At 43.4% G+C, this 23,516-nt stretch carries 18 protein-coding genes; 16 read left to right on the top strand and 2 right to left on the bottom strand.

Translation table 11 applies throughout. The features are described from left to right. Window positions 1–162: 162 nt before the first annotated feature. The 3 genes from ACFSTG_RS02955 (at window position 163) to ACFSTG_RS02945 (ending at window position 5,627) form a co-directional block, all read left to right on the top strand. Window positions 163–1,236 (top strand): DUF3810 domain-containing protein, encoded by a 1,074-nt coding sequence (locus ACFSTG_RS02955; protein WP_380748287.1) that lies wholly within the window; start codon window positions 163–165, stop codon window positions 1,234–1,236. A gap of 73 nt (window positions 1,237–1,309) precedes the next feature. Beyond that, window positions 1,310–4,282, top strand: a complete 2,973-nt coding sequence (locus ACFSTG_RS02950) for an amidohydrolase family protein (RefSeq protein WP_380748285.1) — start codon at window positions 1,310–1,312, stop codon at window positions 4,280–4,282. A gap of 7 nt (window positions 4,283–4,289) precedes the next feature. After that, window positions 4,290–5,627 carry an amidohydrolase family protein gene (locus ACFSTG_RS02945; protein WP_380748283.1) on the top strand — a complete coding sequence of 446 codons (1,338 nt, stop codon included), beginning with the start codon at window positions 4,290–4,292 and terminating at the stop codon, window positions 5,625–5,627. 102 nt (window positions 5,628–5,729) lie between these two features. Here ACFSTG_RS02945 and ACFSTG_RS02940 read toward each other — a convergent pair whose 3' ends face one another. Beyond that, window positions 5,730–6,155, bottom strand: coding sequence for a hypothetical protein (locus ACFSTG_RS02940; protein WP_380748281.1), 426 nt, complete (start codon window positions 6,153–6,155; stop codon window positions 5,730–5,732). 162 nt (window positions 6,156–6,317) lie between these two features. Here ACFSTG_RS02940 and ACFSTG_RS02935 point away from each other — a divergent pair, with 162 nt between their 5' ends. The 8 genes from ACFSTG_RS02935 to ACFSTG_RS02900 all read left to right on the top strand — a co-directional run bounded on the left by ACFSTG_RS02935 (window position 6,318) and on the right by ACFSTG_RS02900 (window position 15,905). After that, the gene (locus ACFSTG_RS02935) at window positions 6,318–7,124 is read left to right on the top strand and encodes a TrmH family RNA methyltransferase (RefSeq protein WP_380748279.1); all 807 of its coding nucleotides are present in this window, start codon (window positions 6,318–6,320) and stop codon (window positions 7,122–7,124) included. Between the two features lie 177 nt (window positions 7,125–7,301). Beyond that, a complete protein-coding gene (locus tag ACFSTG_RS02930) occupies window positions 7,302–8,534 on the top strand; it encodes a M48 family metallopeptidase (protein ID WP_380748277.1) in 1,233 nt (410 codons plus the stop codon). A 44-nt stretch (window positions 8,535–8,578) separates the two neighbouring features. Next, on the top strand, window positions 8,579–10,783 hold the full coding sequence (locus tag ACFSTG_RS02925; RefSeq protein WP_380748430.1) for a RelA/SpoT family protein: 2,205 nt from the start codon (window positions 8,579–8,581) through the stop codon (window positions 10,781–10,783). Between the two features lie 24 nt (window positions 10,784–10,807). Next, window positions 10,808–11,263, top strand: a complete 456-nt coding sequence (locus ACFSTG_RS02920; RefSeq protein WP_380748275.1) for a Fur family transcriptional regulator — start codon at window positions 10,808–10,810, stop codon at window positions 11,261–11,263. Window positions 11,264–11,275: 12 nt separating this feature from the next. After that, a complete protein-coding gene (locus ACFSTG_RS02915) occupies window positions 11,276–12,547 on the top strand; it encodes an adenylosuccinate synthase (RefSeq protein WP_380748273.1) in 1,272 nt (423 codons plus the stop codon). 370 nt (window positions 12,548–12,917) lie between these two features. Then, the gene (locus tag ACFSTG_RS02910) at window positions 12,918–13,856 is read left to right on the top strand and encodes a hypothetical protein (protein ID WP_380748271.1); all 939 of its coding nucleotides are present in this window, start codon (window positions 12,918–12,920) and stop codon (window positions 13,854–13,856) included. Then, window positions 13,810–14,877, top strand: coding sequence for a hypothetical protein (locus ACFSTG_RS02905; RefSeq protein WP_380748269.1), 1,068 nt, complete (start codon window positions 13,810–13,812; stop codon window positions 14,875–14,877). The genes ACFSTG_RS02910 and ACFSTG_RS02905 overlap by 47 nt, the downstream gene beginning before the upstream one ends. A 26-nt stretch (window positions 14,878–14,903) precedes the next feature. Next, window positions 14,904–15,905, top strand: coding sequence for a hypothetical protein (locus ACFSTG_RS02900; protein WP_380748267.1), 1,002 nt, complete (start codon window positions 14,904–14,906; stop codon window positions 15,903–15,905). A 174-nt stretch (window positions 15,906–16,079) separates the two neighbouring features. Here the strand turns inward: ACFSTG_RS02900 and ACFSTG_RS02895 are convergent, their stop codons facing one another. Beyond that, window positions 16,080–17,474, bottom strand: a complete 1,395-nt coding sequence (locus ACFSTG_RS02895) for a glycosyltransferase (protein WP_380748265.1) — start codon at window positions 17,472–17,474, stop codon at window positions 16,080–16,082. Window positions 17,475–17,935: 461 nt separating this feature from the next. Here ACFSTG_RS02895 and ACFSTG_RS02890 point away from each other — a divergent pair, with 461 nt between their 5' ends. From ACFSTG_RS02890 to ACFSTG_RS02870, 5 genes are all read left to right on the top strand, one after another. Further along, window positions 17,936–18,541, top strand: a complete 606-nt coding sequence (locus tag ACFSTG_RS02890) for a hypothetical protein (RefSeq protein ID WP_380748263.1) — start codon at window positions 17,936–17,938, stop codon at window positions 18,539–18,541. A gap of 71 nt (window positions 18,542–18,612) precedes the next feature. Next, window positions 18,613–19,200, top strand: coding sequence for a GNAT family N-acetyltransferase (locus ACFSTG_RS02885; RefSeq protein WP_380748261.1), 588 nt, complete (start codon window positions 18,613–18,615; stop codon window positions 19,198–19,200). Window positions 19,201–19,253: 53 nt separating this feature from the next. Continuing rightward, the gene (locus tag ACFSTG_RS02880) at window positions 19,254–20,213 is read left to right on the top strand and encodes a hypothetical protein (RefSeq protein ID WP_380748259.1); all 960 of its coding nucleotides are present in this window, start codon (window positions 19,254–19,256) and stop codon (window positions 20,211–20,213) included. Between the two features lie 210 nt (window positions 20,214–20,423). Next, window positions 20,424–22,268 (top strand): OstA-like protein, encoded by a 1,845-nt coding sequence (locus ACFSTG_RS02875; protein ID WP_380748257.1) that lies wholly within the window; start codon window positions 20,424–20,426, stop codon window positions 22,266–22,268. A gap of 6 nt (window positions 22,269–22,274) precedes the next feature. Then, window positions 22,275–23,456, top strand: a complete 1,182-nt coding sequence (locus ACFSTG_RS02870; protein ID WP_380748255.1) for an aspartate aminotransferase family protein — start codon at window positions 22,275–22,277, stop codon at window positions 23,454–23,456. The last annotated feature ends 60 nt before the right edge of the window (window positions 23,457–23,516 follow it).

Below are 23,516 nucleotides of genomic sequence, written 5' to 3'. Positions count from 1 at the left end.
AAAAAGAAAATACCAGAAACTAATTGGACTCAATCTTATTTTAACCAAACCCGATTAACTAATTAACCGAATCCCAAATTACCGATTCCCGAATTAACGAATTAACCAATCCCCAATTAACCAATTAACTGACTTCTCATTTCATTTCTCTATTTTTGAAAGGTGAAAAAGAGAACTGCCCTCATTCTGGCGCTTTTATTGCCCGTTCAGATCGCCCTGGTGAAGATCGTGGCGATGTTTCCGCAGTATGTGGAGGACTGGTACAGCACGGGTATTTACCCTGTCACCTCTTCCCTGCAGCGAATGGGGCTTGGGTTTTTACCTTTTTCTGTGGGGGACTTGTTATACGGGGTATTCATCATTCTCCTTATAAGGTGGTTGTTCCTCAGGTTCAGGCAACGCTTTCGCAATCCAAGGAGATGGGGGCTGGAGGCCCTTGCCTCTCTTTCTATTATTTATGCCTGTTTCAACATCTTCTGGGGCTTCAATTATTACAGGATTCCCCTGCACCAAACGCTGGAGATCGATAATGACTACACCACTGAAGAATTGGAAACCCTCACCCGACATCTCATAAACAGGTCGAATGAAATCCATTTTGCTATTACCGGTGATGACTCGTTAAAGGTAGAGATGCCCTACACTAAAGGGGAGCTCCTCAAAATGACGAGGGATGGCTATGAAAACATTGACGATACTTTTCCTGAACTGGAATATGACCGGGTGAGTTTAAAAAGGTCCCTGTACAGCCTGCCTCTCACCTATATGGGTTTTAACGGCTACCTTAATCCTATTACCCAGGAAGGACAGGTGAATACAGTGATCCTTCCTTACAAGATCCCTACTACCGCCAGCCATGAGATTGGCCACCAACTGGGGTTTGCCAAAGAGAATGAAGCCAACTTCCTGGCCTGCCTCACCACCATGAACCATCCCGATGAATATTTCAGGTATTCAGGGTATACCTTCGCCCTAAGTTACTGTCTTAGTGAATTATATGTAAGAAACCCTGAACTTACCGATGTTCTTCTGGGAGAGGTCAATCATGGAATAAGGTTGAATTATCTTGAGGTAAGGGAATTCTGGGCCAGGCACGCCAACCCATTTGAGCCTTTTTTCATGTATACCTATAACAGTTTTCTGCGCGCCAACAATCAGCCCGAGGGAATGAAAAGCTACAGCTATGTGGTCGCCCTCCTGGTGAATTATTTTAAAGACCGCGATCACCTGCTTTAAACTTTGCTCTTGTCAAATTTTTGTTAACTTACCGGTTTTAAATTTTTCCAAATCACCCTATTCAAATTTATCTATGAGAATCAAATTATTCATTTGTCTCCTGTTCAGCAGCTTTCTTGGCGTGCAGGCACAGGAGTACTTTCCAAAGAATGACGCCGTCAAGGCCGGGGTGAATACCAATTACACGGTATTCAAGAATGCAAAGATCCATGTAGATCCCTCCACTATTATCGAGAACGGTATGCTGGTGGTGAGGGACGGTAAGATCACCGCGGTTGGAAAATCTGTAAAGGTTCCTGCCAACTCTGTAGTTTATGATCTTAAAGGAAAAGAGGTTTACCCTTCCTTTATTGATCTTTACACGCACTTCGGAATTGAAAAACCTAAGAGTGAAGGTGGAAGCCCCTACAGCGGGAATCCGCAGTATGATGCTTCCCGGGAAGGTTATTACTGGAACGACCATATTCGGCCTGAAACTTCTGCACTAGAAACTTTTAAATACAGCACTGCTGATGCAGAGGAGCTCAGAAAGTTTGGTTTTGGCGTTGTGAATACCCATATGCCCGACGGGATTGTGAGAGGAACCGGGATGCTGGTTGCCCTTAATTCTGAAGGAACTGAAGGGGACCGAATCATCAGTCAGCGGTCTGCCCAGTATCTTTCCTTCGAAAAAAGCGCAAAAAGCAAGCAGGTATACCCTACTTCCATTATGGGGGCTATTGCATTACTAAGACAAACATACATGGATGCCGACTGGTATTCAAAAGGCAATTTAAAGAACAAGGATCTTGCCCTGGAAGCCTTTAACCAGAACAGAAACCTCCTGCAGATCTTTAAGGCAGATAACCTTCTGGATGAATTAAGGGCAGACAAGGTTGGGGATGAATTTGGCGTACAATACGTGATCGTGGGAACCGGTAAGGAATTTGAAAGGCTTGATGCTATCAAGGCCACCGGTGCAACTTATATAGTTCCCCTCAACTTCCCTGAGCCTTTTGATATGGAAGACCCTTACCTGGCAGATTATGCCAGCCTTGGGGATATGAAGGAATGGAACCAGGCGCCGGCTAACCTTAAGATGCTGGCTGAAAAAGGGATTCCCTTTGCCCTTACCACTAATGAAGCTAAAAAAAGCTTCAGGGATAATCTTTTAAAAGCCATTGAATATGGTCTTGACAAGAAGACCGCACTTGCAGCCCTTACTACGGTACCGGCAAAGGTACTGGGACAGGAAAATAATTTAGGTACTCTTAAGGAAGGTTCCTGGGCGAACTTCCTGATAACCTCGGGAGATTACTTCGACAAGGAAACCACTCTTTATGAGAACTGGGTACAGGGAAGAAGATCTGTGATAGAAGACATGGGAACTGTAAACCTTAAAGGCACCTATGAGGTAAAGGTTGCAGGAAACACCTATACCATGAAGGTAACCGGGGAACCTGCAAAACCTAAAGCAGAAGTGACCTTCAACAACAACAAGATAGGTTCTAAACTTGCCTATAAGAATAACTGGCTGAACGTACTTTTATCTGCACCAGATACTACAAAAACCGAATATACCCGACTTTCAGCCAAAATTCAGGAGGAAGCAAAAACCTTCAGTGGAAAAGCTGTTTTAGGTGACGGTACAGAAACAACCTTCACCGCCACCAGGACTTCAGATGCTTCCGCAGAAAAAGATAAAGACGCGAAGAAAAAGGAGGTGCATGAAGTACTTCCCGTAACCTTCCCGAACATGGCCTATGGATTTGAGAGCCTTCCGAAGCAACAGGACATCTTATTCAGAAATGCCACGGTTTGGACCAATGAGGATGCAGGGATCATCGAAAATACAGATGTACTGGTGAGAAAAGGTAAGATCGCAGCCATAGGGAAAGATCTCAATGCGCGCAGTGCCACCGTGGTTGACGCCACCGGCAAGCACCTTACGACCGGGATCATTGATGAACATTCACACCTTGCAGCTTCGGCTATTAATGAGGCCGGACACAATTCTTCTGCAGAAGTAAGAATGGAGGATGTGGTAGACCCAGATGATATCGGGATCTACAGAAATCTTGCGGGAGGTGTAACCACCCTGCAGTTACTACATGGATCTGCCAACCCTATTGGCGGACAATCGGCTATTCTGAAGATGAAGTGGGGTGCTACTCCACAGGAAATGATCTTTGATGATTCACCTAAATTCATCAAGTTCGCCCTGGGGGAAAACGTGAAGCAGGCGAACTGGAACAGTAATTCACGTTTCCCACAAACAAGAATGGGTGTGGAACAGGTATTTGTGGATTATTTCACCCGGGCTCAGGAATACGAGCAACTTAAAAAGAGTGGAAAACCGTACAGAAAGGACATTGAAATGGAGGCCCTGGTCGAGATCATGAACGGCGAGCGTTTCATTACTGCCCACTCTTATGTGCAAAGCGAGATCAATATGCTGATGAAAGTAGCCGAACAGTTTGGCTTCAACATCAACACTTTTACCCATATCCTTGAAGGTTATAAACTAGCCGATAAAATGGCGGAACACGGCGTGGGAGGCTCTACCTTCTCAGACTGGTGGGCGTACAAATATGAAGTTAAGGATGCTATCCCTCAGAATGCGGCCATTATGCATAACGCAGGGGTGACCGTAGCCATCAACAGTGATGATGCCGAAATGGGAAGAAGATTGAACCAGGAGGCCGCAAAAAGTGTGAAATACGGAGGTATTTCTGAAGAAGATGCGTGGAAATTCGTAACTCTTAATCCGGCGAAACTACTCCATATTGATGACCGGGTAGGAAGCATCAGGGAAGGGAAGGATGCAGACCTCGTACTCTGGTCAGACCATCCGCTTTCAGTTTATGCGGTTCCGGAAAAGACCCTTATTGAAGGTACTGTTTATTTTGACCTGGAAAGGGATACCGAACTTAGAAAGAAAGTTGCGGCAGAAAAGAACACGCTTACCGCTCAAATGCTAAAGGCCAAGAACAACGGTCTTAAGACGCAGCCGGTAAAAGATTCGAAAAAAGAAGAAATGCACTGTGACACCCTTCACCTAAACTAATTTGAAAATGATGAAGTTAAAAATAACATTTTTGCCGGTCCTGCTTTTTATGGCAGGAAGCCTGTTTGCACAGCAAACCCCGGCGCCTGAACAAACCACTCCCGTGACCATAGTAGGTGCCACGGCGCACCTTGGCAACGGGGAGGTGATAAAGAACAGCCTTATCATCCTGGAGGATGGAAAAATAAGAACCGTTACCGATGCCAACTCGACTAAGATGCCTTACCGGGGAACAGTCATTGAAGCTAAAGGAAAGCACGTCTATCCCGGGTTCATTTCCCCCAACAGCACTCTTGGCCTGGTAGAGATAGATGCCATTCGCCAGAGTGACGATGAGGACGAATTAGGGGAAATGCTGCCACACGTGCGCAGTATTATCGCCTATAATGCCGAAAGTCAGGTGGTAGAAAGTATGAGACCCAATGGCGTTTTAACGGGTCAGATCACCCCAAGGGGTGGCAGGATCTCGGGAACTTCATCTTTGGTCCAGTTTGATGCCTGGAACTGGGAAGATGCGGTGTTGAAGGAAAATGACGGCCTGCACATCAACTGGCCCAACAGTATTAAACGCGGTCGCTGGTGGATGGGCGAAGATCCGGGCGTAAAACCTAATGATAAGTATGCAGAAGAGGTCCAAAACCTGAGTGAATTCTTCAGGAATTCCAAAGCATACCTTGCCGGTCCAAAAGACCAGAAGAATTTGCCTTTTGAAGCAATGCAGGGTCTTTCTGAAGGTAAAAAGAAGATCTACATCCATGCAGACGGCGAAAAAGAGATCATCGACATTCTTAACTTCTCGAAAGAACATCAGCTGGAAAACGTCGTACTGGTAGGAGGTTACAATGCTTACAAGGTTGCCGACGAATTGAAGGCTGCAAATGTTCCCGTGCTGGTAGGAAGGGTGCACAACACCCCCAACCTGGAGGACCAGGATTATGACCTGCCGTACAAAATGGCCGGACTTCTGCATGAAAAAGGTCTTTTAGTAGCTCTTGAGACCAGCGGAAGCATGGAAAGAATGAATTCCAGGAACCTGCCTTTTTATGCAGGTACGGTAGCCGCTTTTGGTGTAGACAAAGAAGAAGCGCTGAAGATGATCACATCCAACACTGCAAAGATCCTTGGAGTTGATGATTTCATGGGTACTTTGGAAACCGGAAAAGACGCCACTCTATTTATTAGTGAAGGGGACGCTCTTGACATGCGAACCAACAAGGTGACCCATGCATTCATCCAGGGAAGACAGATAAGTCTTGAAAGTCATCAAACCGAACTGGCTGACCGCTACAGCAAAAAATTTGAATCCCAGTCTGAGCAATCAGAAGAAGTTGCAGAACAGCAGTAGGTCATTGAAAACTGCTTTAAACTGAAAGCTGCCTTAAAAAGAATAAATTCCTCAGGCTATCCAAACCCGGGATAATTTATGAGCTTTTTAAGGCAGCTTTTTTTATACCTTGAATTCTTCAGAATCAAGGACCACCTGGGTGGAAGGCAGTACTGCCCGGGAATCATCTTCTGCGGTGATGAAGATCCTTATGGGTTCATAAGGAGTCATGGTTTCCAGCGACACCTTGTTCTTCCTGCTTACCTTTAAATTCCCAATATTGATCGTACCGTGCTTTTTGGTCACCATCCATGCCGTGTAATAATTCCTTGAGGGCGTAAGCCTTCCAGGATCGGCAAGGTTTTCCACTTCCAGTTTCACCTGATAATTGTAGTCCTTTTTTTCGACCTGCACCACAGCGTTGGCCGCGGGCACAACTTCAGAGGTGGGAAAAACGACTTTTTTTGAACATGCGCTTATGAGGATGGCAGCAAAAATAAAACTGAGTATCCTGAAAGCGTTTTTTATGGGTAATTGTTTCTTTTTCATAGTTTCAATGATTTGATCTATAATTTAAAAATTTTCCGGTAGATCCTGAAATATCTGCTTCATTGCCACCTATTTATAACGCAATTTTAAATGAAGTTTAACTAAAGTGCAGCCACAGCTTCAGGGAAGGTGTCAAAAGCCTTACTTTTCTATCTTTGCAGGATGCATAAACAAATCACGAGTTTACAGAATGCTGCCGTAAAAAGGCTGTTACAGCTACAGGAGAAATCACGCTCCCGCAAAAAAGAAGGGGTCTTCGTAATTGAAGGGCAGCGGGAGATTGGTCTGGCCGTAAAAGGCGGCTTCAGGATAAGGGAGCTCTATTTTTGTCCTGCGCTTTTTTCTTCGGAAGAGTTACAAAGCTTAAAAGGCAGGATCCCTTCCGCAGTAGACATCACAGAGATGACTGGTGACGTTTATGAAAAGGTGGCCTACCGCGGAAGTACTGAAGGTGTCATGGCAGTGGCAGCCGCCAAAGACCTTTCTTTAGAAAATATCCTCAACCTGGGTCCAAACCCTCTGATCCTGGTAGCTGAAGCACCTGAAAAACCAGGAAATATCGGGGCCTTACTGCGAACTGCCGATGCAGCCCGGGTAGATGCCATTCTCATCGCTAACCCCAGAACAGATATGTTTAATCCCAACATCATACGTTCAAGCGTGGGCTGTGTCTTTACCACTCCGGTCGCCACGGGCACAACTTCGGAAATTATCCGGTTTTTAAAAGACCGCAAAATTGCCATTTACGGTGCTGCTCTCCAGGCTTCGGTCCCTTATGACTCCATCGATTATGAACCGGCCAGTGCAATTGTGGTAGGGACAGAAGCTACTGGCCTCAGTGAAGAGTGGCTGGAAAATACAACCCAAAATATCGTGATCCCTATGCAGGGGGAGATCGATTCCATGAACGTCTCTGTGGCCGCCGGCATCCTTATCTTTGAGGCCAAACGGCAAAGGGGATTTAAATAATAGGTATTAGCGACTTCCATTTTTCCTCCCTCCGGTCAGGCGCGGTCTGACAAGAATATCAAACAGGAGCATTTTCCTGTCAACCAATATCCCGCTGAGATAATCCTCCTATTTTCCCGGCTTTACCTGGCAATTATTTAATTATATTAGCCCGAATTGATTTGAAAAATAAATATTTTGACTCCACAAATCCTCTTTTATATCATCGTCGCGATCATAGTGCTCGATTTCGTGATCGATAAAGTGCTTGATGCCTTGAATGCCGCGCATTTCAATGACCCCGTGCCCCCATCTTTGCAAGATGTTTATAAAGAAGAGGAATACCAGAAGTCGCAGGAGTATAAAAAGACCCGCTACAAGTTCGGGCTCCTCTCCTCCTCTTTCTCGGTGGCCTTGCTGCTGGCGTTTTTGTTTGCCGACGGATTTGATGTTGTAGACGGGATCGCAAGATCAGTCTCAGACAATGCGATCGTCATTGGGCTGATCTTTTTTGGTATTATAATTCTTGCCAGTGATATTCTATCCCTGCCATTTTCCTACTACAGCACCTTTGTGATCGAGGAGAAGTTTGGGTTCAACAAAACCACCAGAAAGACGTTCTTTCTCGATAAATTAAAAAGTTGGGGCATGATGATCGTCCTGGGTGGTGGTATCCTGGCACTCATTATCTGGTTCTACCAGTTTGCCGGTGACAACTTCTGGTGGTACGCCTGGATCCTGGTTGCCGTTTTCAGTATTTTCCTGAACATGTTCTATGCCCGGCTCATCGTGCCGCTGTTCAATAAACAAACTCCACTGGAAGAAGGTAGCCTTCGGGAAAAGATCGAATCTTACGCCCAAAAAGAAGGTTTCAACCTCGAGAAAATCTTTGTGATAGACGGTTCCAAAAGGAGCACCAAGGCAAATGCCTATTTTTCGGGCTTCGGAAATGAAAAAAGGGTGACCCTTTATGACACCCTCATCAACGACCTGGAGGAAGAGGAGATCGTGGCTGTACTGGCCCATGAGGTGGGCCATTACAAAAAACACCATATCATCATCAACATGATCATCAGCATCCTTACGACCGGCTTTACCCTTTGGCTGCTTTCCCTGTTCGTGGGTAACCCGGTACTTTCCGAAGCTATGGGTGTGGAGCAACCGGGATTCCATATAGGTCTTATCGCTTTCGGGATCCTGTACAGTCCTATTTCAGAGGTAACCGGGATCCTTATGAACTATCTTTCACGGAAGTTTGAATACCAGGCAGATGATTTCGCCGGTACCACATACCGCCCGGAACCTCTGGTTTCCGGACTCAAAAAACTTTCGGCCAACAGCCTCAGTAATCTCACGCCGCATCCTGCCTATGTCTTTGTGCATTATTCCCATCCGCCACTGTACAAGCGTTTCCAAAATCTCATGGCATGATTTTTATTGTTTGTTTTCAATCTAAATTGTACTTTTAGTTCATGATGACGGAAGCCGCTATTGAAAAAGAAAATAAGGAAATTGCCCACCAGTACAAGGAGTTACTGCGCATAAGTTACCAAACGCTTACAGACGAGGACAAGAAGCTGATAAGGCAGGCCTTTGATGTGGCAGTAGATGCGCATAAGGACCAGCGACGAAAGTCGGGCGAGGCATACATTTTCCACCCAATTGCCGTTGCAAAGATCGTTGCTGCGGAAATTGGGCTGGATGCGACTTCTATTGCCGCCGCCCTGTTGCATGACGTGGTCGAGGACACTCCCTATACCCTCGAGAACATTGAAAAGGACTTTGGAAACACCGTAGCCCGAATCGTTGACGGCCTCACCAAGATCTCCCACCTGGAACACGACAAAGATGTGTCGCTGCAGGCAGAGAACTTCCGTAAGATGCTGCTTACCCTCAACGATGATGTGCGGGTGATTATCATCAATATCGCAGACCGGCTGCACAACATGCAAACGATGGATTCCATGCGGGCAGACAAACAGGAAAAGATCGCTTCAGAAACACTATACATTTACGCTCCTCTCGCTCACAGGATTGGGCTTTACAATATCAAGACCGAACTGGAGGACCTGGGACTCAAATACACCGAACCCGATGTCTACCACGACATCCTGAAAAAAATACGCGAGAGCAAGGAGGAACAGGATAAGTACATTGCAGAATTTTCAAAGGTCATTCAGGATTCCCTGGATAAGGAAAATATAGATTACAGTATCAAAGGCCGGCCAAAATCCATTTATTCCATCCGCCGTAAAATGAAGAATCAAAACGTGAGTTTTGATGAAGTCTATGATAAATTCGCGGTAAGGATCATTTACAGGACCAATCCCGAAAATGAAAAGTTCCTGGCCTGGAAGATCTACTCGATCGTGACAGACCACTTCAGGCCTAACCCTACCCGCCTGCGTGACTGGATCTCTTCACCTAAATCAACAGGTTACGAAGCCCTGCACATTACGGTGATGGGTCCCAAAGGCCGATGGGTGGAAGTACAGATACGCTCTGAGCGAATGAATGAGATCGCCGAAAAAGGCTATGCCGCTCATTATAAATACAAGCAGGGCAGCAGCCAGGAAGACGGACTGGAGGAGTGGGTAAACAAACTGCAGGAAGCCCTGGAAAGCGCGGAAGTGAATGCCGTAGATTTCGTGGAGCAGTTTAAGCTCAACCTGTATTCCAAAGAGATCTTTGTCTTTACTCCGCAAGGAGATCTTAAATCATTACCCAAAGGCGCGACCCCGCTTGATTTTGCTTTCAGTATTCACACAGAGGTTGGATTAAAGACCCGGGGTGCCCGGGTGAACGGGAAACTGGTGCCTTTAAGTACAGAACTTAACAGCGGCGACCAGGTGGAGGTCATCACCTCAGATAAGGCAAAACCCAATTCCAACTGGCTTGATTATGCCACCACAGCCCGTGCCCGGGCTAAGATAAAGAGTTCCCTAAAGGAGGAGAAGAAAAGTATCGCCGAAGAAGGAAAAGCGATCCTTACCCGTAAACTACGTGCTCAAAAGATCCCGTTCAATGAAAAGACCATCAATGAGCTGGTGATCTTCTTTAAATTAAAGACCAGCCTTGACCTGTTCTACCGCGTTGGGGTGGGTACCATAGACAACCAGAAATTAAAGGATTACGCGGCTTCGCGAAGTAATGCCCTGGTGAGTTTCTTTAAAAGCAAAATAAGGAAACCCAACCCGGTACAGGATATTGACAAGGACGAGATCACAGCCAAATATGACCAGTTGGTGTTTGGTAAAGAAGAGGAGGTCCTGGACTACAAACTGGCAAACTGCTGTAACCCTATTCCCGGTGATAGCGTGTTTGGGTTCGTGACCGTTAGTGAAGGCATCAAGGTGCACAAAAAAGACTGTCCCAACGCGATACAGCTGCAGAGCAATTTTGCCTACAGGATCATCCAGGCCAAGTGGAAAGATTCTTCGCAGGAAGAGTTCAAAGCGGTCATTAAGTTGACCGGGATAGATAACCTGGGACTGGTGAACGATGTGACCAAAGAGATCTCCAATAACATGAACGTCAATATACGTAACATCAATTTTGACAGTACAGATGGGGTGTTCACGGGAAGGATCACAGTAGTGGTAAAGAACAACCAAATCCTCAAGAAATTAATGGACCACCTCAAAAAAATAAACGGTATAGATAAGGTCTCACGTGAATAATCTTATACCTTTGCACCCAACATCATGAGCAAAAAAGTAGTCAACAAGAACGATCAGGCTGTGGTAAAGAATGTCTTTACCAAATACCTGGAAGACAGGGGCCACAGGAAAACCCCTGAACGCTTTGCTATTCTTCAGGAGATCTACAACAGTGAAGAACATTTTGATATCGAGTCATTGTATATCAAGATGAAGAACAAGAAATACCGAGTAAGCCGGGCTACCCTTTACAACACGATCGAACTTTTACTGGAATGTGGTCTGGTACGCAAACACCAGTTTGGGAACAACCAGGCACAGTATGAGAAATCCTATTTTGACCGCAACCATGACCATGTGATCCTTACCGATACCGGCGAGGTGATCGAATTCTGCGACCCCCGCATCCAGTCCATCAAACAGACGATCGAGGAGGTCTTTGACATTGAGATTAAAAATCATTCCTTATACTTTTACGGAAACAAAAAAACAACCGAATAATTCTTAAATTTTATGGCAGTAGACTTACTACTTGGATTGCAATGGGGAGATGAAGGAAAAGGCAAAATTGTAGATGTACTAACCTCAAAATACAACATCATCGCCCGTTTCCAGGGAGGGCCAAATGCCGGTCACACATTGGAATTTGATGGTAGAAAACACGTACTCCACACCATTCCTTCGGGAATTTTTCATGACCATGCACAGAACGTGGTTGGAAACGGAGTCGTGATTGACCCGGTGATCTTTAAAAGGGAACTGGATAACCTGACGAAGTCTGATGTTGATTATTCAGAAAAACTTCTTATTTCCAGAAAAGCCCACCTCATTCTACCTACGCACCGGCTGCTGGATGCTGCAAGCGAAGCTTCAAAAGGAAAAGCCAAGATAGGATCCACCCTGAAAGGGATCGGGCCTACATATATGGACAAAACCGGCCGTAACGGAATAAGAGTTGGAGACCTGGAATTGAGCGACTGGAAAGAAAAATACCGCAGCCTTGCCAACAAGCACGAGTCCATGATACGATTCTATGATGTAGATGTGCAGTATGACCTGGCAGAACTGGAAAGGGAATTCTTTGAAGCCATTGAAGTGCTTAAATCTTTGAAGTTCATTGACAGTGAAGAATATATATTCCAGGCCCAGAAAAAAGGACAAACCATCCTTGCGGAAGGTGCCCAGGGATCATTGCTGGATATTGACTTCGGAACCTATCCCTTTGTCACCTCTTCTAATACCACTGCCGCAGGTGCCTGCACCGGGCTTGGGGTAGCACCTAATAAAATTGGGGAAGTGTACGGAATTTTTAAAGCTTATACTACCAGAGTTGGAAGCGGCCCCTTCCCTACCGAACTTTTTGATGAGGATGGGGAAAGAATGGGACGCATTGGCCGGGAATTTGGTGCCACTACCGGAAGGCCAAGAAGGTGCGGCTGGCTGGACCTTGTAGCGCTTAAGTACGCCGTACAGGTGAGCGGGGTGACGCAGTTGATCATGATGAAGGGGGATGTATTGAGCGGGTTCGAAACCCTGAAGGTTTGTACCGCCTACAATTACCGAGGAGAAGAGATCACTCACCTGCCCTACAACATCGAGGCAGAGAATGTGACACCAATCTACACGCATTTCAAAGGTTGGAAAGAAGACCTTACAAAAATAACTTCAGAAGCTGAGTTCCCGTCACAGTTGAGCGAGTACATCAAATTCATTGAAGACGAACTGGAGATCCCGATTAAAGTGGTTTCTGTAGGACCTGACAGGCTGCAGACCATCGAAAGATAAAAGAGTCAGGAGACCAGAACCAGGACTTGGTTCAATCCTTTTCAAAATGATAAAGACCTCACAGGTTTCGGAAACCTGTGAGGTCTTGCTTTTTTTTGATATTTGTACTACAAAAAAATTCAAATATTTTTAGGGTACAAGCTTACTTCTAAATTTCCAGATACTGAGCGCTGAAAATTCCAGCACTCTTTTGAATCCACAATATATCCAAGTATAAAATAAGGGCTTTTAATATTGTAAGTTTTAGATTATATATTAACAGAATTTAACATATCTTGTATTCCGAATGTCTTATTACCTTATCTCAATTTAAAAAAACCCGTGTATACAAAAAGTATAAAATCTCTTTAAGTTTAAAACGCACATATTCATGATTAAAATACAGAACTTTACAATTTTGTTTCTAACTCTTCTAATGTTCTCATGTACGTCAGAAGAACAATTGGAGCTAGAGACTCAAAATGATGAACAAGAGTTTATATCAATAGGTTTGGACCTAAAGAAAGACTTTTTAGTTTCACAAACCCCTTTAAAGACTGAAGAAACCCAGAAAAATGACCTTTTTGGCATTCAGTTTTACGACAGTTCTAACAAACCATATGCTTTTCTTATAGGGGACGATGCCTCCGAAGTATTAGTCGACTTAAAAAAAAGTGAGGATTATAAAGTGAAAGTAACTTATATAAAGGATGCAAAAGATTTACTCTATTATTGGAGTGATGAGGGGGAATGGGGAGTTCCCTTACAAAGTTGGGGAAGGTCAGGTACTATTTTAAATAAGGTTTATTATACTTCCGCCAATGAATTGAGTTGGATTTCCCATACAAGCATTCAAACCCGAAATCTTGATTCAGACACTTATGCTGCAGTAGATCGATATTACGGTGCCCAGGAATTTACGGCTATAGATGATTTGCAAGTAATTCCTATTGCATTAAAACGTATGATTTTCGGATTAAAGTTAAAATTTGATTTGAAAAATATCAATGACCCAAGTATTGACTCACTTCGTTTCTCAGTTAATACTCATGACGCAGGGAGGGAATATTCCATTCCCGTCGTAGAGGGATTAGGAACCCTTGAGATTCCTTACTTAACAATCGCAGTTCCTGAATGTGAGAGTTGCGTGATAGCACTTGACCTTGCCTTGAATGAAGATTATAAGGAAAATATTTCTATAAGTATTGGAACCTTTGATAATCATACACGATTCTATGATGGACTTATTCCCGTGCAGCGAAACAAAATGATGGTCATTGATCATGTCCTGGAGGAGGAAGAAACCGTTGGTGGAGGCTTTGGCAGTTAACAGAATAATAGTGAGCAATTTATCATTTCGTACTATGAATAAAAAAATACCATTCATCTCTTCAATCATATTAGCATTGATTAATATATCATGTTCTACTGATGTGCGAGATGAAATATTTCAACAGAACAAGAAGGAACTTGTAAGTGTAGAGTTCAAAACCGGAGGGGATTTTAAGTTTTCTGAACACCCCCTAAAGGCGTCGGAAACAGAACCCTTAGATCTTTTTGCACTTCAGATTTATAATGCAAGTAGCAAGCCCTACGCTTATGTAGTGGGAAATGATATATCACTAATTAAAGTGGACTTTATAAAAGATCTCGATTATAAGCTGAAAATGACTTATCTAAAAAATGGAAAGGAGATCATATATAAAACACCAGAAGAAAATAAATGGGGAGCTCCTTTTACTACCTATGGTTCAAACACACAACTAAATAAAGTATACTACTCCTCAGCTACAGAATTGACGGAAATTTCCTCTGCATATATTCATTCCATACATGATTCACTCTCTGTTGGAAGATATGTGGAAATTGACCGCTATCATGGAATTGTTGATATTTCCTCGGTACTAGATTCTACAGAAGTGTTAATCCCTTTAAAAAGGATGGTATTCGGTGTAAATCTGAATGTCGAATTGAAAGAAACGGATGTTGATCAAATCCGGTTTTCCATCAACTACCGAACCCAGCATCAACAGGAATATTTTGTACCCCTTACTGAGGGTAGAGGAAATTTATATATCCCCTTTCTGAGTCTTGGGTTCCCGGGCCACTATTTTAGTAATGAACCTCATCTTGATTATGGAACTGTAGAGAATTATAATGAACCCGTTCACATAAGTTTAGGTACTGCGGAAAACTATATTCGCTTCTATGATGGTGCCGTGGATATCAATAGAAATGTTATGGTGACAATGAATTTCCAACAACAACAAGCAACAGATAATTCTGAAAGTAATGTAACTCTGACGTTGGAAGAAGGAGAATTAGAGGAAATTGAGGTTTCTCTAAAATAACATTTTCGATTCTTAATAATAAAATTATGACATTGATGCGGATAATTTTCAGACTGCCAATACTTTTGATCCTACTTCTCTTTTCATGCTCTGAAGAGGAAGGGGGACAAAAGAATTCCGAAGAAACTAAAGAAGAGGAAAGTTATAGTACTGCAAAATTTAGTATTGCAGGTGAGATTGTTGCTCAAAAGCTTCAACAGAAACAGAATGATAGTGAGAAAGATCTATTTGGAATGCAATTTTTTGAAGTTGAAACTAAAAAACCCTATGCGTATGTCGTGGGTGATAAGATTTCTGACATCCAGGTCAATTTTAGAACAGGCCAGGTGTATATGATGAAAATGACCTACCTCCGAGATGGTAAGGATACGTTAAATAATTTTGGAGGTAGATGGGGTGAGCCATTTCGAGTTACCGATAATGGCACTCCTGTTTTGAATGAAGTTTACTATTCTTCGGGAATAACTTTAGAAACGATTTCTTCCCCTCACATTAACCTAAAAAATGGGGATGGAGGAACATTAGTGGAAATAGATAGGTATCATGGAGTGATTGAAAAGTTTGAAATATTTGAAGATGAGGAAAATCTTTCCATTGAACTGAAAAGACTGGTATTTGGTCTCACCTTAAATATAGATTCTACAGATCCACTTCTTGATAGTATTTATTTATCAATTAATGGAAAACATCATGACCTTCGAGAATACATTTTTCCTTTGACTGATGGAAAGGGCAGCCTTGAAATACCCTATATAACCTTAGGTTTTCCTGACTATGATCCATTTGAGAAATACCTTAATTCTCTAGATCGGGCGGTTTTAGGAGAGTATAAGGAACAAGTTCATCTTAGTATTGGTACCCCAGACCATTACACATTGTTTTTTGATGATTTTATAACTGTAACGAGGAACATGATGACTGTAATCGATATGTCACCCGAAATTACCGGTGAGACTTCTAATGGTGGTTTTTCAATAAGTTTTGGAGAGGAAATGCTTGAGCAGTATATCGACCTAACCACTCCATAATCTAAATTATATCTGGAAGTTTTTCAAAAAATTATTTTCTTTTTCTAAATACCGTTTTGGGATTGGCTGCAGACCATGGAAAGATAGATCCTTACAAAATCCATATAGAAAAAGGCGCTGAAAATTTCAGCGCCTTTTTTAGTCTTGGCTCTTGTCTCTAGGAAGCGTAGCGATCTATCCTCTGGTAAGCCATCCCCTTTTACTTGCCGTGGCAATCGCATAAGGAGTGATCCAGAACAACCCGAAGGTGTAGAGAATACTGTATGAATATGCCCAAAAAGATTCAGATAATTTGTATTTCTTCGCATAGAACAGTACCGGGAAACTGGACCATATCAAAATGCTTAAAAGGGTTGAACTTATAAATAAAAGAGGATCCATGGAGATAAAGAAGATCATGAGCAGAATAGTAGGATAACTCATCACCAGCTTCAAAACCTGGTTCATGAACAGAACACGTGATCCAATCTTGGAACCTTCCCTAAAATCTGTGAAGACATATTTCGCCATGGCAATATTCTCCCGAACATTACTTCTCCCCCACCTGATGAACATTTTATAGAGTCCGGTGTATTTTTCGGGTACGTTGGTATAGGCGAAAGCGTTTCTCTGAAAAAGAACGTGGTACCCCTGCTTAAGGATCATATTGGTCATGGCACGGTCTTCCCCAATATCTGATGGTTTCCCCATAAATGTCTGGTTGATCCAATCAGGGAGGCAGGCAAAGACAGCTTCCCTTCTGTAGGCAGCAAGAGCACCCGGGGTACACAGTACAGATTCCAGGCTACTTTCCGCAGAACGAACAAATTCGAAACTCAATACAAAGCTCACATCGAGCATCTTAGGCAACAAAGCTTTTTCTCCGCTGTTAAGCACACGAATGTTCCCTGCTACCGCTCCACATTTTTCATTCACCACAAAAGGACTCACCAGGTTGCGAAGTGTATCTGTAGAAACTTCGGAATCACTATCTACGGTTACAAAAACCTCCCCGGTTCCCAGATTGAATCCGCGGTAGAGAGCGTGGCGCTTTCCTTTGTTCTCGGGTTGCTGGTAAATGCTCACACGATCTCCCAGGTCTTGTTTAGCCTTTTGCATCCATTCCCAGGTATCGTCCTTACTCCCGTCATCAATGGCAAGTAACTGCAATTTATGAGCGGGGTAATCACTTTTTGCCAGGCTCATCAAGGTAGCCCAAACCTGCTTCCCTTCATTATAGGCAGGCACTATTACGGTACAGGTTGGCAGATTTTCATTGGTTACAGAGGTAATCGGCTTGTAGCGAAAATACAGGTACAGGTTATAGAAAAAGAACCCGGCTCTAAACAGGAGCAATGATCCCGTGATCGCTAAAAAAACTATCCCCCAGGTAGAATCCAACCCGGCGAGATTATACCGGCTGAAATCCCCCTGTAAGGCATAAACCAGGTAAGCAGCACCCATTAGCAGTGCCAGACTACTGGCACGGACCATTATTCCTTTAAGGTTTCTGGGATTCTTTTTTTGGTTAAAGGCAGGTTGATCTGCGGAAGAAATTAATTGATCTGAGGTTATGGTATTACTATTCATTCTTATTGTATTGTTTTTTTATTTGACCCTTCCTGGACGGTGGTTCATTCATCACCTGTCCCTGCCTGCCTTAGCAATCCATGTACCAATCCGTCAAAGTCCTAAAACAGAGGCATATACCAAAAGCCCCTGAAAATAAATGTGGAATTTTTCCCCACTTCCATAAGACAGTTACCCCATTACGCTACAGGTGACAGCACCCGTAGGTCATACTGACATGCCTTAGCATTGCGTGTCAGTTCTTTGTATAAAAATCTTAGTGGGGAATTGCACAGGTTTGGTACAGGGAATTTTACTCAATTCTGAAACCGTCGTAGATTACGGATTTCCATAATTGTATCCCATTTTTTTCAATATCTTGCATAAGTTAAGGAAACGTTAAGGCTTTATATTTACTGTCTTAACGGGTGCAACTGAATTGAAATTATTATAAACATAGGTGTCAACCTAATCTAATCAAAATGAGAAAAATTACTTTTTTAATCGCCCTTTTCTTTTCCGTGACTACTTACAGCCAGGAAGACTTCATCATTACTATTAATGATAAAAAAATGGAAGTCGATCTTGATCAGGAATATTCCCTGAATTTGAACGGAAAAGAAATAAACTTCAGTATTTCTGCCAAAGACACCCTTACCTATAAGGATGAGATGTTCAGTTTTAAGTATCCGAAAAATTATAAGATCTCAGAGATTGATCTTGGGGACGGCGTAACCCAGTTCGTAATAATGACCGCAGAAGGAACAGGGTTTATGATACAGAAATATACTTCCATGAGTCCCACTATGATGAATGAGATGATGTTGAATGAACTCACCAAGGAAAGTATCAGTTATGGATTTAAGATGGAAAGAAAAGACTATTCAAAAAAACTTAGTTCGGGTCACGAGGTTAAAGTTAATAAAGCTGTTCTAACATATAAGGAGGATACCAACATCTATGAATTAATGTCTATTGGGAAAAAAGACGAAGGATTAATTTTGGTGACCATGTCAATGAGTGCAGAATTAAGTCCTGAAAGCAGGAAATTGATCTCGATGATGTGGGATAGTTTGAGCATCTATTAAAATTTGTTCATTCACAGACAGGCGGCAACTTGATTAAGCTTCCTTAAACAGCCCTTATAAACTATAGGAAATTGAAAACGGAATATATTTTTAAAACGGAAAGACTTGGGTTTCGTGAATGGTCAGAAGAAGACCTTAACGAGTTTGCAAAAATGAATGCCGACCCGGAGGTGATGGAATATTTTCTGAAACCTTTAACCATACCCGAAACAGAAGAATTTTTCGAACGACTTCAAAATCATTTTAAAAAACACGGCTATAATTATTTCGCGACAGAAATTTTAGAAACCGGAGAATTCATAGGATTTATAGGTTTGGCCAGGCAGGAATATGAATCTGAATTTACTCCTGCAGTTGATATTGGCTGGCGACTCAAAAAAAGTGCCTGGGGAAAAGGCTATGCAACCGAAGGTGCAAGAAAATGTCTTGAATACGCATTTAGGGAGTTAAACCTGGACGAGGTTATTTCCACCTGTACAGAAAAGAATGCCAGATCTGAGAATGTTATGAAGAAAATCGGAATGGTGAAAAAGGGAAGTTTTAATCATCCGAAATTAAAGGAACATCCTGATTATGAGAAATTTATTTGTTATGCAATAACCAAAGATCTGTGGCATCAAAGAACCCATTTAAAAACAGATTGTGAACTGCTTTTTTGAGGCATCCATGGCTATTCTGATTTGACCACGGCAAAGGTTCATTAAAGATAAATATGAAGGAACGAAAACTGGGAGACTTTACGATCGAGAATATAAACGTCACATTAATAATTTGTGGCGCATTTACGGTCATTTTCCTTGGGTATCTTACCTGGTTCATTACGAAGACAGATTTTGGTTTGTTACCCTACTTAACGCTACCATTAATTTTTGGACTTATCATGGAGAACCGGCGTCTGGAAAGGGATTGGAAGATACTGACATTAAAAATAATGCTGGCGGTTATATGTGCCTCGGTGATCTCGTTCTTTAGAAATCTGGACTCCGATATCTCCAGGGAAATTGCGCTCTGGCCATACCTGTTCATTTTCTTTTTTGCCTTGTTCTCGGCAGTTTATCACCATAAAAAAGTCACTCCCGTCATCACCGAGGGAACAACCTTGCTTCAGTCCATATCGATTATTTACTGGATCATTCATTATAATTATCTGAGTTTTTCCAATTTCCTTGAAGCTTTGGTGCTGATATCAGGACTAATTTTCAGCGCTATTTCTTTTTATAATGCGTTCTCATACAGAAAATTAACCGCAAGCTTCAGACTTATATTAAGCATTTGGAGCGCTGTGATCATGACCGTCTTTTCATTTGTTTATATCAACAGGGTTTACCATTTCAATTATTTCATAGGGGACTTTGTTATTGACTCTTCATTAAATATCATTCAATACTTTTTCCTGGGGGTTTCCCTGATCTATATGATACAGAACGCCAGAATGGTTGCGGTTTACATACCTTCAAAAAACAGCTTTTTTGACCAGGATCACCTGAAAAGGATAGCCAGGATGAATAAATTGCATGTGTGGAGGTATTCAAAAGAGCAGGTAAAAATCAAGGATTCTCTACTGATACTCCTCTTCACCTCAGCGGTATATTCATTTAATTATTTTTATAAAATAATACCGGCTTTCACTTTGATCTGGATCGTATATGCAGGTAGCCTGGAAAATGTATGAAAGAATGGGATTTAAACGTTCTAAAGACCTGGATTTCATGCAGGGTACACTTCCGGTTTTTGGGTTCAGGCTCATTTTGTAAATCTGCAAACTCAACTCTACCTCCGGATCACCATACATCCCGGAGGTTTGTATTTTCAGGAACCAAAACAATTTCCCCTTCCCCGTTAAATCGCTGAAGTTTCACTATTTTTGTCAAAATTTTTTTCATTGAAAAAAGAAAGGTCTATCTGTATTCTCTTGCTCCTCTTCGCCTGGACTTTTGGTGCTTTTGCACAAGAGTCAAGAAAGATCGAGTATGAAAGTGACAGGACGATAAAGAATGAAGAAAAGTATCCCGGGGCGTTCATCCTGAGCAAGGTACAGAACCAGGTGCATTTTACACATGAAGGGATCGAGGTTTGGTGCGACCAGGCCATTCACTACGCAGAGGAGAATTTCTTTAAGGCCTACGGAAATGTGCGTATGGAACAGGGGGACACCATCACCATGTCCAGCCGCTACGCCGAATATAACGGAACCACCCAGTTTGCCTTTGCCAGCGGAAATGTGCATATGCGCAACCCTCAATCCAGCCTTCGCACAGATACTTTATTCTTTGACAGGACCAAACAGCAGGCATACTACAGGAGCGGCGGGACGGTTCAGGATACGGCCAGTGTCTTGAAAAGCCGTATTGGAAGATATTTTCTGGAGGAGGAGAAATACTCCTTTTCTTCAGAGGTTGTACTTACCAACCCCGAATACGTCCTGAAATCTTCCCAGCTCGACTTTTATTCAGATACCGGTCACGCCTATATGTATGGCCCCTCTACCATAACCAGTGACGCTTCTGTCATTTATGCCGAAAGGGGATTTTACGATACCCGCGGGGATAATGGCTACTTCGTAAAGAACTCCCGGATAGATTACGATAATCGCATCCTGGAAGGCGACAGCCTGTATTTCAACCGGAGCAGGAACTTCGCCTCGGCCACCAACAACATCAAGGTAACCGATACCATCAACAAAAGCATTATTAGAGGTCATTATGCAGAGGTCTTCAGGGATAAAGATTCTGTCTTCATCACCAGGAAAGCCGTAGCCGTCGCCCTGCAGGAAAAGGATTCGGTTTATATACACAGTGACACCCTCATGGTTACGGGCAAACCCGAGAACAGGGTAATTCGCGGATTTTATGATGTGCGCATGTTCAAAAGCAATATGAGCGGGAAGAGCGATTCCATTCATGTGCGGCAGAGCACCGGTCTTACCCAGATGCTGGGAAACCCGGTTATCTGGTCGGGCGAGAACCAGCTCACCGGTGATACCATTCACCTGCTGAACAACCCCGAGACCGAAAAACTGGACTCCCTCAAGGTCTTCGACAATGCCTTTATGATACAACAGGACAGTATTGGAGGCTTCAACCAAATAAAAGGCAAGGAAATGTATGGCCTTTTTGAAGATAATGAACTCTACGAGGTGAACCTCATCAAGAACACCGAAACCCTCTATTATATGCGGAATGACCCGGGGGAACTTATAGGGATCAACAAGACATTGTCAAGTTCAATAAAAGTGCTGCTGGAGGACCGCAAGGTGCAGGATATATTCTACCTCAAACAGGTAGACGGTACCCTCTATCCCGAAGAAGACCTGCCGCCCAATGCGAGGCAACTGAAAGGATTCATATGGCGGGGAGATGAAAAATTAAACCGCATGGAAGATCTTTTTGCGGGAGAAGAACCCTATGAACCCTTGAAGATCAAGGGAATCCCTTTACCCGTAGATGAAGAAGATTTCTTTGAGGAAAGAGATGAAGATGACCTTCTTCTAAACGAAAGGTCGAGGTTGCGGCCGGAGGACCTTAAGGAGCGGGCAACAGACACAATAACTCCTGTGGCCACAGACAGCCTTCGCGGTATTTTACAAACCCGTGACACAATAAGCCCGGCCGGGGATACCATTCCGCAGGAATTCAGGGAACTGCGGGACACCCTTCAAAATGTTCCGGTACAGGATACCCTTCAAGGAACTCGTAGGGAAGAGCGACAGCAAAAAGAACGGCAGTAAAAAGATTTGAAAGAAGATTTCCTTAAATATCAGGCGCAGACTTCGCCCTATCCGCTGGCAATGGAAGTATCCCATGCTACGGGTTCTTATATCTATTCCACAGAAGGAAAGGCTTACCTTGATTTTGTGGCAGGTGTTTCTGCATGCAGCCTGGGACACCGGCATGAGCGGGTGGTGAAGGCAGTAAAGGAGCAGCTGGACAAGTACCTGCATGTAATGGTTTACGGCGAATATGTTCAGGGCCCGGCGGTGGAATTGTGCCGGTTGCTGGCAGAAAACCTCCCCGCCCCGCTTGAAAAGACCTACCTCACCAATTCGGGTACTGAAGCAATTGAAGGTTCGCTGAAACTGGCCAGAAGGTTTACCGGCCGCACACAGATCCTTGCAGCACGAAATGCCTACCACGGCAATACCATGGGTTCGTTGAGCCTTATGACCTACGAGGAAAGACAAAAACCCTTCCGGCCACTAATAGGAGATGTTGATTTCATCAATTTCAATGAACTTGAAGACCTTGACAAGATTACGTCAAAAACAGCTGCGGTAATTCTGGAAACCATCCAGGGTGGTGCAGGCTTTATCCTTCCGAAGAATGACTACCTGAAAAAGGTTAAGGAGCGCTGCAAGGAAACAGGAGCTTTACTGATACTTGATGAGATACAACCGGGTTTCGGTCGCACGGGTAAACTTTTCGGATTTCAGCATTTTGATGTGGTACCAGATGTGGTGGTGATGGGTAAAGGCATGGGCGGCGGGCTCCCTATTGGCGCTTTCACGGCTTCCGCAGAAATGATGGATACCCTGAGTAACGACCCTAAAATGGGACATATTACTACTTTTGGAGGAAATCCCGTGATCGCCGCAGCGGCATTGGCTACCCTGCAGGAGATCACACAAAGTGACCTTATGGCACAGGCACTTCAGAAGGAGAAATTAATACGGGAATTACTCGTGCATCCGCTCATAAAAGAGGTTCGCGGGAGGGGATTAATGCTTGCACCTATCCTCCCTTCCTCAGAAATAGCGAATGAACTGGTGTTAAGAGCACAGAATAAAGGCCTTATTCTCTTCTGGTTATTATTTGAAACCAGGGCTGTGAGGATCACGCCACCCCTCACCATCACTGAAGAGGAACTAAGAAAAGGTTGCGGCATTGTTCTTGCTATACTAGACGAACTAAACGAATGACGGGGCTGTTAATTACTTTGTTAACAACAAATTTAGATTTCAACCCTGCCGTTTTAGACA

This window comes from Salinimicrobium flavum, from assembly GCF_042684505.1.
GTDB lineage: Bacteria > Bacteroidota > Bacteroidia > Flavobacteriales > Flavobacteriaceae > Salinimicrobium > Salinimicrobium flavum.
The sequence above is the reverse complement of the archived record's forward strand: the minus strand, read 5'-3'. Positions and strand labels throughout refer to the sequence as shown.

Bases quoted from the DNA above. Each gene is read 5' to 3' on its own strand.
- ACFSTG_RS02950 (WP_380748285.1), top strand. From the start codon at position 1,310: ATGAGAATCAAATTATTCATTTGTCTCCTGTTCAGCAGCTTTCTTGGC.
- ACFSTG_RS02945 (WP_380748283.1), top strand. From the start codon at position 4,290: ATGATGAAGTTAAAAATAACATTTTTGCCGGTCCTGCTTTTTATGGCA.
- ACFSTG_RS02940 (WP_380748281.1), bottom strand. From the start codon at position 6,155: ATGAAAAAGAAACAATTACCCATAAAAAACGCTTTCAGGATACTCAGT.
- ACFSTG_RS02935 (WP_380748279.1), top strand. From the start codon at position 6,318: ATGCATAAACAAATCACGAGTTTACAGAATGCTGCCGTAAAAAGGCTG.
- ACFSTG_RS02925 (WP_380748430.1), top strand. From the start codon at position 8,579: ATGACGGAAGCCGCTATTGAAAAAGAAAATAAGGAAATTGCCCACCAG.
- ACFSTG_RS02920 (WP_380748275.1), top strand. From the start codon at position 10,808: ATGAGCAAAAAAGTAGTCAACAAGAACGATCAGGCTGTGGTAAAGAAT.
- ACFSTG_RS02915 (WP_380748273.1), top strand. From the start codon at position 11,276: ATGGCAGTAGACTTACTACTTGGATTGCAATGGGGAGATGAAGGAAAA.
- ACFSTG_RS02910 (WP_380748271.1), top strand. From the start codon at position 12,918: ATGATTAAAATACAGAACTTTACAATTTTGTTTCTAACTCTTCTAATG.
- ACFSTG_RS02905 (WP_380748269.1), top strand. From the start codon at position 13,810: ATGTCCTGGAGGAGGAAGAAACCGTTGGTGGAGGCTTTGGCAGTTAAC.
- ACFSTG_RS02900 (WP_380748267.1), top strand. From the start codon at position 14,904: ATGACATTGATGCGGATAATTTTCAGACTGCCAATACTTTTGATCCTA.
- ACFSTG_RS02895 (WP_380748265.1), bottom strand. From the start codon at position 17,474: ATGAATAGTAATACCATAACCTCAGATCAATTAATTTCTTCCGCAGAT.
- ACFSTG_RS02890 (WP_380748263.1), top strand. From the start codon at position 17,936: ATGAGAAAAATTACTTTTTTAATCGCCCTTTTCTTTTCCGTGACTACT.
- ACFSTG_RS02880 (WP_380748259.1), top strand. From the start codon at position 19,254: ATGAAGGAACGAAAACTGGGAGACTTTACGATCGAGAATATAAACGTC.